General features: G+C 61.0%; 10 protein-coding genes. 3 read left to right on the plus strand and 7 right to left on the minus strand.

The genetic code is table 11. The annotated features are described in order from the left end of the window. Positions 1–37: 37 nt before the first annotated feature. Genes MO767_RS25860 through glgA form a run of 5 tightly spaced genes read right to left on the minus strand, consistent with a single transcriptional unit; the run spans position 38 to position 8,628 of the window. The gene (locus tag MO767_RS25860) at positions 38–355 is read right to left on the minus strand and encodes a DUF2934 domain-containing protein (protein ID WP_282482843.1); all 318 of its coding nucleotides are present in this window, start codon (positions 353–355) and stop codon (positions 38–40) included. Positions 356–376: 21 nt separating this feature from the next. Next, on the minus strand, positions 377–3,160 hold the full coding sequence (locus MO767_RS25865; RefSeq protein ID WP_282482844.1) for a malto-oligosyltrehalose synthase: 2,784 nt from the start codon (positions 3,158–3,160) through the stop codon (positions 377–379). Then, positions 3,157–5,235, minus strand: coding sequence for a 4-alpha-glucanotransferase (gene malQ, locus MO767_RS25870; protein WP_282482845.1), 2,079 nt, complete (start codon positions 5,233–5,235; stop codon positions 3,157–3,159). The genes MO767_RS25865 and malQ overlap by 4 nt, the downstream gene beginning before the upstream one ends. Further along, positions 5,232–7,028, minus strand: coding sequence for a malto-oligosyltrehalose trehalohydrolase (gene treZ, locus MO767_RS25875; protein ID WP_282482846.1), 1,797 nt, complete (start codon positions 7,026–7,028; stop codon positions 5,232–5,234). Before treZ ends, malQ begins: the two co-directional genes overlap by 4 nt. Positions 7,029–7,041: 13 nt before the next feature. After that, complete coding sequence (gene glgA / locus MO767_RS25880; protein WP_282482847.1) at positions 7,042–8,628, minus strand: glycogen synthase GlgA; 1,587 nt, start codon at positions 8,626–8,628, stop codon at positions 7,042–7,044. A 562-nt stretch (positions 8,629–9,190) separates the two neighbouring features. Between glgA and MO767_RS25885 the strand changes: the two genes are divergently transcribed. After that, positions 9,191–10,003 (plus strand): crotonase/enoyl-CoA hydratase family protein, encoded by an 813-nt coding sequence (locus MO767_RS25885; protein ID WP_282482848.1) that lies wholly within the window; start codon positions 9,191–9,193, stop codon positions 10,001–10,003. A gap of 6 nt (positions 10,004–10,009) precedes the next feature. Beyond that, entirely contained in the window at positions 10,010–10,840 is an 831-nt protein-coding gene (gene nudC, locus MO767_RS25890; protein ID WP_282482849.1) for an NAD(+) diphosphatase, read from the plus strand. On the opposite strand, the gene MO767_RS25895 is transcribed toward nudC, so the two are convergent. Beyond that, positions 10,808–11,587 (minus strand): TSUP family transporter, encoded by a 780-nt coding sequence (locus MO767_RS25895; protein WP_149627940.1) that lies wholly within the window; start codon positions 11,585–11,587, stop codon positions 10,808–10,810. The genes nudC and MO767_RS25895 overlap by 33 nt on opposite strands. A 191-nt stretch (positions 11,588–11,778) precedes the next feature. Continuing rightward, a complete protein-coding gene (locus MO767_RS25900; RefSeq protein ID WP_282482850.1) occupies positions 11,779–13,017 on the minus strand; it encodes an acyl-CoA dehydrogenase family protein in 1,239 nt (412 codons plus the stop codon). Positions 13,018–13,358: 341 nt separating this feature from the next. On the opposite strand from MO767_RS25900, the gene sfnG reads away from it, so the two are divergent. Beyond that, positions 13,359–14,459 (plus strand): dimethylsulfone monooxygenase SfnG, encoded by a 1,101-nt coding sequence (gene sfnG, locus MO767_RS25905; protein WP_282482851.1) that lies wholly within the window; start codon positions 13,359–13,361, stop codon positions 14,457–14,459. Positions 14,460–14,470: the final 11 nt, after the last annotated feature.

A 14,470-nucleotide genomic window follows, 5' to 3' on the forward strand; every position in this document is an offset into this window, starting at 1 on the left:
GCTCGCCACGAGGTCATTCAGGACAAAGGTGAGGGCGTCAAACCGCGGGCGGTTTTCGCGCTGCTCGAGGCTTTTTCTCGTTGGCTTTTTCGCCCGGCGGGATGACCTTGGCGGCAGCCGCGGGCTTGGCTTTGGTTTTTGGCTCCGCTGCCTTGCCATTGGGTTTGCTGGCAGGGGTCTTGGTGGCGGCGGTTTTGCTGGCAGCGGCTTTTGGCGATTTGCTCGGTGCCAGGGCTTCGGCTTCAGCCAGCTTGCGGGCCATCTCCCAGTGGCGAGCGTCCTGGCCCTCGGGTTTTCCTTCCGATTCCCAAATCTGATAGGCGAATTCGCGGATGCGTTTATCGTTAGTGCTCATCGCAATGCTCCTGAACTGAACTCAAGGGGTAGTTTGGATAAAAACATTGATTGGGAAATCCCCTAGCGCGGCGCTGATGTTCAGCTCCCTTTGGGGTGTGACTGCGGTGCTTGAAAAAAGTCCCTTCAAATGTGCATCAGGGTGGGTGAACGGTAATTTCACCCGTGTATCGCCCCACAGCGGCGCGTCAATCCATGGCTCGGCACTGTTTTTCAGCAATTGGGCGCAGCGTATCGGTACGATCACGATGGCGCGTTTTCCTTCCAGCGAGCGAGCAAATGCGAGCACCCGGTGAGCCTGGCTGCCGACGACTTCAAGGGCTTGATACGTCCCTCGCTGAAACAGCTCGGTGTGCTCCTGTCGCAGGTACAACACTTGAGCGATCAGCGCTTGTTTAATGCGCCCGTCCCGCCAGTCAGCCAACAGCTCGGGCAGTTCCAATGGCGTCTGCAACGACTGCTGACGGCTGGCGTAATCCACCGGCCGGCGGTTGTCAGGATCGACCAGCGAGAAATCCCAGTACTCGTTGCCCTGATACAGGTCAGGTACCCCCGGCACGGTCATGCGCAGCAAGGTTTGCGCCAACCCGTTGAGGGCGCCGGGGACGGCGATGCTGTTGGCTGCTTTGCCGAGGGCAGTGCGTAACAGTTCACCTTCGGGGCTCAGAAGCAGACGTTGCAGGAAGTGCTGAACCGCTTGTTCGTAAGCTTCGTTCGGCGCGCTCCAGCTGCTTTGCAACTTGGCTTCGCGCAAGGCTTTCTGTTGCCACTGCCACATACGTTGAGTGTAGTGCTCCAGAGCTGCTTGATCATCACTGCGCAAATCGAGCGGCCAGCTGCCGAGGATCGCTTGATAGAGGATCAACTCATCGCCCGCAGTCGGCATCTGGTCATCATCGCGCAGGGGCCGGGCGAGGGCCTGCCAGAGCGTCACTTGCTCGGCGTACCAGGCACTGCGCTCGCTCAGCACCGCCAGGCGTGCGCGGGTGTCTTCGCCGCGTTTGTGGTCGTGGGTCGCGGTGGTCAGCAAATTATCGGGGAACGTTTCGAGACGGTTGATGCAAGCCTCATGGAAATCGGCCACCGGCGCGCTGAACTGCTCGGTGCTGAAGCCCACGTCATTGCGCGACAACAATGTCGCCGAGCGATAGAACGCGGTGTCCTCCACAGCCTTCGCCGCCGCCGGCGACGTCAGTTGCTGAAAACGCACACAGGCATGCTTGAGCATCTTGCGCGGCTGGCCCAACGGGCGTTTGCGCCACGGCTCACCCCCCAGCCAACTGGCCAGGCAATCGAGTACCGGCCAGTCGGCCTCGCCGAGGGTAAGCCTGGCACCGTCCATGGCTTGCTGGAAAAACACATCGTCTTCAGCCGACCGCCCACGGGGGCTGATATAGGTGCGGTACACCGGGAAATGCACGATCAGTTCCTGCAACGCCCGACGAATCGCACCGAGGGTCAGGTCGCGGGTCATCAGGTCATCCCGGGCCACTTGCAACAGGGCCTGGGCGACGCTTTCGAAGTCTCCTGCGAGGGAGCCGTTGAGGATCTGCTGGCGGGCCAGTTGCGCTTCCTGACAGAAATCGGCGGGCCGTTCGCTGTAGCGATTCCACAGTTCGCCCAGGGTGTCGGCGCCTTCGGGAGCGTGTTGAAGCAGCGACAACTGATTCATGAACTCGTAACCCGTGGTGCCATCCATCGACCAGTCACGGTGCAGGGTTTCACCTTCGCCGAGGATCTTCTCGACGTAGATTGGCAGATGCCGGTCCGGCGACAGGCTGTCGACCCGCCGCCGCAATTTGCGGCAGTAACCCCGAGGGTCGGCGAGGCCGTCGATGTGGTCGATGCGCAGACCGTCAACCAGGCCTTCGGCCACCAGCTCGAAGATTTTCGCGTGGGTGGCTTCGAACACGGCGGGGCGTTCGACCCGCAGGCCGCCCAGTTCGTTGACATCGAAAAAACGCCGCCAGTTGATGTCATCTGCCGCCGTGCGCCAACTGGCCAGGCGATAACTTTGGAGTTCAAGCAATTGGTGCAGGCGCTGGAAACCTTCGTCGGTGAGCGAGTCGTAAGCGCTGAGGTTTTGCTGGATGGCCTGCAGAATCGCCGGATCACTGGCCAGCTCACTCAGCTCTGCTTTCAGCGGCATCGCCAGACTGTGGGCGTCGGTCTGGTAACTCAAGGTGCTGAAACGGTCTGCCAGCGACTTGAGCGACTCGGCGCTCAGCGGGTCATCGGTCCTGAGCAGTTCGCCGTAATGGGTCGGGCAGATCGGGAAGTGATGCTCATAGTGCTCGACATAAAACGCGCCCTTTTGCGCATCGAAGCGCAGGCGCAGGGTGCCGTCTTGCAAGGCAATGCCGTAGTCGCTGCCGAGGAAGGGCAACAGCAACTGGCCTACCATCAACGGATCGGGCGAATGCCACTGGATATCGAAGAACTCGCCGTAAGGGCTCAGGCGCCCCCACTCCAGTAACTCCTGCCACCAGGGATTATCACCACCGCCGACGGCCATGTGGTTGGAGACGATGTCGAGGATCAGCCCCATGTTCAGCTCGCGCAATGCGCTGACCAAACGCCGCAGCGCCGCTTCGCCGCCCAGTTCCGGGTTGACCGTGGTCGGGTCCACGACGTCGTAGCCATGCATGGAACCGGCGCGAGCACTCAGTAGCGGTGACGCATAGACATGGCTGATGCCCAGGCTGGCGAAGTACGGCACCAGCGGCACCGCATCGTCCAGCGTGAAGCCTTTATGGAACTGCAGCCGCAGGGTCGCCCGCAGCGGTTGGATAAGCGTTTGCTTCATTGGTCACGCTCGGCCGCCTGAAGCCGCGCACAGGCAAGCAGTTCCAGGCGTCGGGCGGCGTCCGGGTCATCGAGCAAGGCTTCACTGTCGCCGGGCAAGCGTCGGGACCAGTTGGGGTGCGTGTCGGTGGTGCCGGGCAAATTGGCCTGCTGCTCGATGCCCAGGGCATCTTCCAGCGGCAGCAACACCAGCGGCGCACGGGTATGACCGAGGAACCGTATCGCGGCGTCGAGCACCTGATCGGTTTCATGGGACTCTTCGCGAAAGTTCTGCGGGTCTTCGCTCAACACCCGGCGCAGGCCTTCACGCTCGCGTTCGCGGTGGTGGCGCCATTCGATTTCACCCGGGGCGTCAACCATGCCCAGTCGGGCGTTCCAGTCGATATCGTGGCCATGCCACCAGCCATTGAGCGTCGGCAGGTCATGGGTGCTGGTGGTCGCGAGGGCGTTGTCCGGCCAGTCGAGAATCGTTTTGAAGTGCGCGTTGTCCTGCTCGAACAGCAGCACGCGCATGCCGAGGATCGAGCGGGCGATGAGCTTTTCTCGCAACCCATCCGCTACGGTGCCGAGGTCTTCACCGAGGACGATGGCTTGATGCCGATGGGACTCGAGGGTCAGCAAACGCAGCAGGTCGTCCACCGGGTAGTAGAGATAGGCGCCGTCGGCAGGTGACGCGCCATTGGGGATCACCCAAAGCCGTTGCAGGCCCATGACATGATCGATGCGCAGGCCACCGGCGTGAGCAAAATTGGCGCGGAGCATTTCGATGAAGGCACGAAAGCCATTGCGTATCAGACCTTCGGGCGAGAATGCGGAGATCCCCCAGCCCTGACCGGTGCGGTTAAGGATGTCGGGCGGTGCGCCCACGGTCAGCGAGGCGAGTAATTCGTCCTGACGACTCCAGGCCTGACTGCCACCGCCATCGGCACCCACCGCCAGATCGGCGATCAAGCCAATGCTCATGCCGGCGCTGCGGGCGGCGGTTTGTGCGCGCTCCAGGCAGCGTGTGATCAGCCATTGGCAGAAGGCAAAGAAGCCGATGCGTCCGGCGTTCTCTTCGGCGAATTCGGCGAGGGCCGCGCTGCGCGGGTTTTGCCATTGCTCGGGCCACTGCCGCCAGTCGAGACTTTCACCCTTGGCGGCGCGGGACTCTTGAATGGCTTCAAAGCGGCAGTGGTTTTCCAGGGCTTCGCCAGCGGCGTGGCGGAAGCTGCTGAAGTCGGCATGCAACGGGTGTTCACCCTGCACAAAGCCTTCGTACAACGCTTGCAACAGACGATGTTTGGCTTCGGCCGCCACCGGCCAATCAATCAACGGCAAGGCTTCAAGGTGCTTGAGTTCTGCCGCCAGGCCTGTGGCATCAATCGCAGTACGCAACGCTCCATCACCCAGGATGGCGCCCGGCGCGGCATATACACTGTTGAGAAATAAACGGCTGGAAGGCGAATACGGGCTGTAACGCTGAGTGTCGCTGCCGAACATCGCATGCAGCGGACTGATCGCCAGCGCTTCAGCACCGCGCTCGCCGGCGACTCGGGCAAGGTCTTCCAGCGCCTGGGTATCGCCGAAACCACCATCGCCCGGACGACGCAGCGAGTACAACTGCACGCTAAGGCCCCAGGCGCGCGGTATCGGACTGTCGACGGCATCGCCGACGCTGTAGCAGCGCGTCGGTGCCACGGCCAACGTAAATTGTTGTCCGTCGATGCTGACATGTTGATAACCGATCGGGATCAGGCCGGGGAGTATCGCCTCGGCATCCAGTTTCAGGTTGAGTCGCGAGCCATCTTCGAGGTGGATCTCGCACGGTGTTTGCGGCTCAAAGTAATGCGCCAGGCTCAGGCCGACTCCGAAGTCTGCGGTCAGCAGCGGCGGCAGGTGTCGGGTCTGTTGCACCTGCTGCAGTTCCAGCAGGCTGGCGTCGATTTCCTGAGCGCTGCCGGCCGGGTGGCCGAGTCCGGTGAGGACGTTGCGTAACACTGATGGGGCGACTTTCTGTGGGCGGCCGTTGGCGTCGATCCAGTCGACTGCCAGGCCTGCTCGGCTGGCCAGTATTTCCAGTTGCGCATCGCTCATGGGCGCTCTCCATCCGGGGTTAGCAAAGGGGCTGTGGCCGTGAGGCTGACTAGCGCGCAATACGGGGCAAGTGTGCCCTGATCCAACAGGCCGGCTGACTGTGGCGGGTATTCGAACAACAACGAAGCGTCGGCCTGTGGGGAGTGGACCACCGGCGTGTCGCTGAGGTTCAGGTCAATGCACAGCAGGCTGCCATCGCCCAGTCGCCAGCGCGCCGTTACTGCGCCTGCGCCCAGCACGTCCGCGCCCAATGCTTGAGCACCGGGCAGACGAGGAATGATCTGCTGATGGCGGATCTGCAACAGTTGGCGATACAGGTCGTGTATGGCGGATTGTCGGGTTGATGTCAGCTCGGGGCGTGAAGCCTCAAAGGTCTGGCGCGCGTTGGGGTCGGGAATCTGCTCGCGTTTGTGCGGATCAGCAAACGCGCTGAAGGCGGCAAACTCGTTACGTCGTCCCTCGCGGACCAACTTCGCGAGTTCACCGTGATGGCTGGTGAAGAACAGGAACGGTTGCTCGGCGGCGAACTCGTCGCCCATGAACATCAGCGGGATCATCGGTGACAACAGCAGCAAGGCGGTGGCTGCCTTGAGCGCATCGGGGTTGGCCAGTTGATGCAGCCGTTCGCCCAAGGCGCGGTTGCCGATCTGGTCGTGGTTTTGCAGAAACAGCACGAAAGCGCTGGGCGGCAAATGACCGCTGGGCTCACCGCGGGTTGTACCGTGACGGGTCACGTGGCCCTGAAACACAAAGCCCTTGCTCAGGCAGCGCGCCAGTTGTTCAGTGGGGTTTTGCGCATAGTCGGCGTAATAGGCGTCGGTTTCGCCGGTCAGCAGCACGTGCAAGGCGTTGTGGCCGTCGTCGTTCCACTGCGCGTCGAAGCCTTCTTCGAGCAGGCGGGCCTGGTTGTGTTCGTTTTCAACGGTCAGCCACACATGCCTGCCCGGATCGGTTTGCTGGCGAACCTTTTGCGCCAGTTCCTGAAGAAAGTCCGGGTCTTCAATGGCGTGCACCGCGTCCAGGCGCAAGCCATCGAAGCGGTACTCCAGCAACCACATCAACGCATTGTCGATGAAGAAGTCCCGCACCTCGCGCCGCCGGAAGTCGATGGCCGCGCCCCATGGGGTGTGCTTGTCTTCGCGGAAGAAGCCCTTGGCGTAGTGATGCAGGTAATTGCCGTCCGGGCCGAAGTGGTTGTAGACCACGTCGAGAATCACCGCCAGGCCAAGACCGTGGGCGGTGTCGATCAGGTGTTTGAGTTGTTCGGGAGTGCCATAGGAGGCTTGCGGCGCGTAGGGCAGAACCCCGTCGTAACCCCAATTGCGATCACCGGGGAACTGCGCCAGGGGCATCAGTTCGATCGCGCTGATGCCCAGCTCCACGAGGCGCGCCAAGTGCTGTTCGACTTCGCTGAAGCCGCCGAGCGCACCGACGTGCAATTCGTAGATCACCGCCTCATTCCACGGCCGCCCGCGCCAGGCGCTGTGTTTCCATTGATAGGCAAGTGGATCGACCACCACGCTGTGGCAGTCGATATCACCGGCCTGCGCGCGGGAGGCCGGGTCGGGCACCGCAAGTTCCCCGTCGATGTTGTAGCGGTAACGCGTGCCGGCGGGGCAGCAGGTGTTGATCACGAACCAGCCATCTGCCTGAGGCAGGAGTGGCAAGGGCTGTCCATCTTCCAGTTCGACACTGACGTAAAACGCATCTGGCGCCCACAAGGCAAAACGCGTGTGCTCTGCGTCCAGCATGATTGCGCCGTGGGGCCAGGTCTCAAGGGTCCGTAACGGCATCTATGAAAACCTCTTAATGTTTGCCCGATTTACCCAGTGCCTTGGTCACCAGTTTTTCGTAGAGTTCGGCGTACGGTTCGACCGCCTTGCACCAGTTGAAAGGCGCGGCCATGGCCCGGCAGCGCATGGCGTTGAGCAGGTCGGGGAAGGCAAAAACCTTGAAGGCCCGGCTCAGGGCTTCCTCGTAACTTTCGGCCGTGGATTCGTCGAACAGGAAACCGGTCACGCCGTTTTCAATGGTGTCGGCCAAACCCCCGGTATTACGTGCTACCGGCAACGAGCCGAAGCGCTGGGCGTACATCTGGCTCAGCCCGCAAGGCTCGTAACGCGAAGGCATCAGCAGGAAATCACTGCCGGCGAACATGCGACGGGCGTCGGTTTCGTTGAAACCGATGCGCACGCCGATCTGGCCTGGAAAGCGCAGGGCCAGCTCACGCATGGCTTGTTCTTCTTCCGGCTCGCCACGACCGATGATCGCGATTTGCCCGCCCGATTTGACGATGTACTCGGAGACGGCTTCGGTCAGGTCCAGGCCTTTCTGATAGACCAGTCGCGAAACCACGGCGAACAGCGGACCTTCGCAGGCGTCCAGGCCGAACAGCTTACGCACGTGGGCGGCGTTGACCGCTTTGCCTTCCCAATCGCCAATTTTGAAGGGGCAGAACAGGTGCGGGTCGGTGGCGGCGTCCCAGCTTTCATCGATGCCGTTGGGAATACCACTGAGCAGACCTTGCTGGGTCTTGGCGGAAAGAAAACCGTCGAGACCGCAGCCGAAGGCCGGGGTGGTGATTTCCTGGGCATAGGTGGCGCTGACGGTGGTGATGTGGCTCGAATAAGCCATGCCGGCCTTGAGGAACGACATCTTGCCGTAGAACTCCATGCCTTCCTGTTGCAAAGCATGCAGGGGAATACCCAGTTCCGGGCACGAGCCAAGACTGGTCACGCCCTGATAGGCGAGGTTATGAATGGTGAACAGCGTCGGGGTGCGCTGTCCACGCCAGTGCATGTAAGCGGGCGCCAGGCCGGCAGGCCAGTCATGGGCGTGCACCAGGTCCGGGCACCAGTGAATTTGTGCAAGATTGGCGGCGATATCGGCGGCTGCCAGGCCCAGACGGGCGAAACGGATGTGGTTGTCCGGCCAGTCGCGGCCGTTGTTGGCGCCGTAAGGCGAACCCTCGCGCTCGTAGAGCTCGGGGCAGATCAACACGTAAATGACCAGACCATCAGGCATGTCCATGCGCCCGATCTTGCAGGGAGGCAACGCGGCGTGACCACCGAGCTCACCAATGATATGAATCGGATTTTCGCTATGCAGCACTTGCGGGTAACCGGGAATCAACACTCGCACATCGTGCAAGTGAGCCATGGCTCGCGGCAGTGCTGCGGAAACATCGCCCAGACCACCGGTTTTCACCAGATCGGCGATCTCCGAGGTGACGAACAGCACTTTCTTCTTGTTAGGGTTCTGGCTGGCCACCGGCGTCAGCGTCTTGGTGCCGGGTACGCTGATCGATTGGTGACTGGGGGCGCTCACAGCGCTCGTTTCGCCGACCTGCTGATGAGCACGTTCTCCCTGAATGTCTAAAGCCGCACTGATCATATGAATCTCCCGTGTTGGTGATCTAATTCTTAGGTCTGGCAAAAACGGTGTTTCGTGGCCAATTCCTGTGGCCGGGCGCAAACGCGCTACGCATCGGTGAGCAAGCGCTGCCAATACGATGAAGCAGAATGGCTGTTGAGATCGTTGCAAGGATTGCACCAGTCGCAACGCCCCACTCTTTAAGCTGACCCGTCACGACCGGTAAAAGTTTCGACTTTCTTTCCGCTTTTTGACCGGCCGGTTTTGCCCCGCGGAAATGAGTCTAGGCCAGAACTTAGAGCGGGGGAGACTAGATGGCAAAATTGTTCGACAATCGGTTTAAAGAGGTACGGACGTACCGTTTGGAGCGACAAACGCACCGACGAAGGGCATGTTTTTTTGCAGTTTTGCCTCAAAAAATATTCAAGCTGACACATGAATGTGCGAAGCGCGGCAATGGTCGCGCACCGTTGTGGTGCGCGGCGGTCAGTCCCGTCTTTGGCCGAACCGCTGCCTTACAGCCGGCCATACTGCCTTGTTATAGTCCGGGCCTCATTTTCTACCCGGTAAAAGGATCACTGCCATGTCTCAGTACACTGCGTTCACCGTCGAGCTGGCCGATAAAGTCGCCCATGTGCAGATCAACCGGCCGGAAAAAATCAATTCGATGAACGCCGCGTTCTGGAGCGAGATCATCGAGATTTTTCAGTGGGTCGACGACACCGACGAGGTCCGGGTGGTGGTGCTCAGTGGTGCGGGCAAGCATTTTTCGTCTGGCATCGACCTGATGATGCTGGCCAGCGTGGCCAATGAACTGGGCAAGGACGTGGGGCGCAACGCACGCCTGCTGCGCCGCAAGATCCTCGCCTTGCAAGCGTCCTTCAATGCTGTCGACAATTGCCGCAAACCGGTACTGGCTGCGGTTCAGGGCTACTGCCTGGGCGGTGCTATTGATTTGATTTCGGCTTGCGACATGCGTTACGCCGCCGAAGACGCACAATTCTCGATCAAGGAAATCGACATCGGCATGGCGGCCGACGTTGGCACTTTGCAACGCTTGCCGCGGATCATCGGTGACGGCATGCTGCGTGAACTGGCTTACACTGGTCGCACGTTCGGTGCCGAAGAAGCGCGTGGCATGGGCCTGGTCAATCGCGTTTACAGCGACACCTCCAGCCTGCTCGACGGTGTCATGGGCATAGCCCGTGAGATCGCCGGCAAGTCGCCGATTGCGATCACCGGCACCAAAGAGATGATCAGCTACATGCGCGACCATCGCATCGATGACGGCCTCGAATACGTCGCCACCTGGAACGCCGCCATGCTGCAATCCACCGATCTGCGCGTGGCCATGGCCGCCCATATGAGCAAACAGAAACCCGAATTTCTGGACTGATTAAAAATGACTTCACGCTGGACCACTGCAGTACTGGACACCGACCAACCCGGCGGCTGGGCGGTAGCGCGCAGCCCCGAAGGCTTTTTGTTCGATGACAATGGCGCGCTGTTCCCGCGCGAATGGCTCAAGCGCCAGGACCTGTCCATCCTTGCTGAACATGGCATCGGTCACCTGGACGGCGAACCGGTCTACTTGTTGGAGCTGCGCAGTCACAGCGATGTGCCGGGCTGCAACTGGAAAGGCCTGCGGGCATTCATGCTCGAAGGCGACCATACGGTTTACAAGGTGCTCGGTTATGCCGCGCAAATCGGCACCTGGGCCCGCGAACACCGCTTTTGCGGCAACTGCGGGCAGGCGATGACCCAAGTGACCCGGGAACGGGCGATGTATTGCGAACCGTGTGATTTACGCAGCTACCCGCGCATTTCGCCGAGCATGATCGTACTGGTAACCCGTGGCGATGAAGTCCTGCTGGCGCGTTCGCCGCGCTTTGTCACCGGCGTCTACAGCACGTTGGCGGGGTTTGCCGAACCGGGCGAGTCGGCCGAAGACTGCCTGATTCGTGAAGTCCGTGAAGAAGTGCAGATCGAGGTCAAGAACATCCAGTACATGGGCAGCCAGTGCTGGCCGTTCCCGCATTCGATGATGCTGGGTTTCCATGCCGAGTACGCCGGCGGCGAGATCGTGTGTCAGGAAGACGAGATCGAAGACGCCCAGTGGTTCAACGTTCATGAGCTGCCGCCGTTGCCGGCGTCACGCTCGATTGCCCGTTACCTGATCGACGTCTATGTGGCGCGACGCTTAGGCCATGCTGAACCAGTGTTGCCAGGCTAACCGCACGGTCAAGCCCAGCACCACGGTAATGAACACCGGGCGAATGAACTTCGCACCGCCGCTGATGGCGGTGCGAGCCCCGAAGAACGCCCCGACCATCACCGACAGGCCCATGCTCAGGCCGATGATCCAGTCCACCTGCCCGGAAAACACGAACACCGACAGTGCCGCAATGTTGCTGACGAAGTTCATGCTGCGCGCCACGCCGCTGGCCTTCACCAAGTCGATGGGGTACATCAGCATCGTGCTGACGGTCCAGAACGCACCCGTGCCCGGACCGGCCACGCCGTCGTAAAACCCGAGTCCGAAGCCTTGGGTCGATTGCCACTTTTTCTTGATCGGTGCGTCACTGTCCAGCGGCGCTTTTGGCGTGCCGCCAAACAACAGATAGACGCCGCAGCCAAAAACGATCACCGGGAGCATCTTGTTCAGCCATTCCGCCGGCAGGTAGTGAGCGACCACGGCACCGGTCAACGCGCCCACCAGCGTGCCGACAATGGCGTGCATCCATTGCTTGGGATGGAACAGCTTGCGTCGGTAGAAGGTGAAACTGGCGGTGGCCGAGCCGAACGTCGAACTGAGTTTGTTGGTGCCCAGCACCAGATGTGGCGGCAGGCCTGCGGTCAGCAGCGCCGGGGTGGTCAACAGACCGCCGCCTCCGGCAATGGCGTCGATGAAACCGGCAATGAACGCGACGAGGGCCAGAATGGCCAGGGTGGTGAGGTCAACACTGAGTTCGAAAGGCATGGAATCGGCTTATTCTGCGGGGCGCAGGACAGGGCTGCGGGGAAGGGCCGATATCTTACCTATATCCAATCTTCGCGGCGACCGGTCTGGCCCTATCGCGAGCAAGCTCGCTCCCACAGGAGATCTCCGGTGCGGCATAGATCAAATGTGGGAGCGAGCTTGCTCGCGATGGCGTCAGCCCTGACGACACATCACTTGGTCTGTGGTCCATTCCCGATCTGCCACACAAACGGCGGCTTGGTCCCGTTGATCGCCCAATCCCCGACAATCCTTGCCTTGTAGATCACCGGATTGTGCGACGACACCGTCCGCGCATTGCGCCAGTGCCGGTCCAGTGATTTACCCACCCGAGTATCCGAAGCCCCCAGCGCGTTGAACAGTTGCGAGGTCGCTCGCTGGATCAGCTCCGACACCACCACCTGAGCCTTGGCCGATTCGATTTCCGCCGCGACATTCGCGGCCTGTTCCAAGGCTTCATCACCCGAGAAACGCGCCAGATAAGCCCGCTGGGCCGGTTGCGCAGCCTTCAAGGAGCTTGCTTCGGCCGCATACACCAGAGCCGCGATTTCACCGACCACTTGCTGCACCTGCGAATCCTGGCTGACGTGCTGCGCATTGCCATGGCTGTAGATGCGTTTGCGTTCACGCACCTGATGAGCCACATCGCGCAACGCCGCACGACCAATCCCGGCCAGGGTCGCCAGCAGCACCAACTGATAAAACGCAGTCTGGTATTTGAAGCGGGTGGCGAAGTCGATGATGTTCTCGGCCTCCACATCAGCATCGATAAACCGTGAGGTGCCACTGCCGGTGGTGCGCTGGCCGAAGCCGTCCCAGTCGTCGCTCTGCACGATACCGGGTTGGCGGGTTCGGACCGCAGCAATCACGTCGCCGCCGGTGTCGCTGCGTTGCGCGTACACGTCGATCCAGTCGGAAAACAGGCTGCCGGTGCTGTAGAACTTCTCGCCGTTGAGCCGCCATTGATTGCCATGCGGCGAGACTTTGGTGATGACATCGCCAATCGCCACGCTGCCGATTTCGGTCCAGGCATTGCCGGCGATGTCACCGTCGACGAAGCGTTTGAACCATAGATCCCGGCCCGGCCCAGGTGGCGAGTTCAAGCGATCCTCGGCAAAGGCGAAGTGCCCGCGCAAAGCCTGAGGCACGTTGGAATCGGCTTCGGCCAATTCGATCAGCAACTCAAACAGTTGTGGGAGGGAGGCGCCGCCACCGCCGTACTCAACTGGAACCCGTACGGCGCCGAATCCGGCGTCCTTGAGCCACTGAATCGGTTCGTAGGGAAGGCTGCGGGACTGTTCGCGCTCAACGGCACCGCCGGCGATGCGTTGGAAAATCGGCCGGAACCTTGCGGCCAGCGCTTGATAGTCGGTGCCAATGGACAGCGGATTGATTACCTGGTGTTCGGTCATGGGACGGCTCCTTGGATCGGCAGTAGAAAGTGTTGCGTCTGCCAAGGGCAATTGCATGGTCCATGCCGAAGCTCGCGGGCCAGGATTTACTGGAGGAATTGGATGTCGGCATGCAGTGAATTGTTGCTGTACCAACAGTGCATCAGCAAATTGCCTCAGGCACACCCACTCTGTGGCGAGGGGGCTTGCTCCCGTTGGGTCGCGAAGCGGCCCCAAAAAATGGGACTGCTGCGCAGTCCAACGGGGGCAAGCCCCCCCGCCACAGGGTTCGCCCTCCCCATGATTTCAGCGCTGGCACGGTTGCTGCTCTTACCTCAGGACATCCCTAAAGTCCCGAGGACATGCCAATGAGTCAGCAAGCCGTCAAATTTGCCTACTGGGTGCCGAACGTCAGCGGCGGGCTGGTGGTCAGCAAGATCGAACAACGCACCCACTGGGGCATCGACTACAACCGCAAACTCGCGCAACTGGCCGAGGAGGCAGGGTTTGAATACGCCCTGACGCAGATCCGCTTCACCGCCGGTTACGGCGCCGAGTACCAGCACGAATCGGTCGCCTTCAGCCATGCGCTGCTGGCCGCCACCACCCAACTGAAAGTGATCGCCGCCATCCTGCCCGGCCCTTGGCAACCGGCGCTGGCGGCCAAGCAATTGGCAACCATCGACCAACTGACTAACGGCCGGGTGGCGGTGAACATTGTCAGTGGCTGGTTCAAGGGCGAGTTCCAGGCGATTGGCGAACACTGGCTGGAACACGACGAGCGTTATCGCCGCTCCGAAGAATTCATCCGCTCGCTGAAAGGCATCTGGAGTCAGGACAACTTTACCTTTCGCGGTGACTTCTACCGTTTCGACAACTACAGCCTCAAACCCAAACCGTTGGGTCAGCCGGAAATCTTCCAGGGAGGCAGTTCTCGCGCGGCTCGGGACATGGCAGCGCGGGTTTCCGACTGGTACTTCACCAACGGCAACACCCCGGAAGGCATCAAGGCCCAGGTCGATGACATTCGCGCCAAGGCGGCGGCGAACAATCATTCGGTGAAAGTCGGCGTGAACGCGTTTGTCATTGCCCGCGACACCGAAGAAGAGGCGCGAGCCGTGCTGGCACAAATCATCGATCAGGCGGACCCCGAGGCGGTGAATGCGTTTGGCGATGCCGCGAAGCAAGCGGGCAGGGCGTCACCTGAGGGTGAGGGCAACTGGGCCAAGTCGACGTTTGAGGATCTGGTGCAGTACAACGACGGTTTCAAGACCAACCTGATCGGTACGCCGCAGCAGATTGCCGAGCGGATCGTCGCGTTGAAAGCGGTGGGTGTGGATCTGGTGTTGGCGGGCTTTCTCCACTTTCAGGAAGAGGTGGAGTATTTCGGTAAGCGGGTATTGCCGTTGGTGCGTGAGCTTGAGGCCAAGGCAGGTGTGAAGCCGCATGCTGCGGTCGCCTGAACACCACAAAC

This window comes from Pseudomonas sp. UYIF39 (assembly GCF_029963765.1).
Taxonomy (GTDB): Bacteria; Pseudomonadota; Gammaproteobacteria; order Pseudomonadales; family Pseudomonadaceae; genus Aquipseudomonas.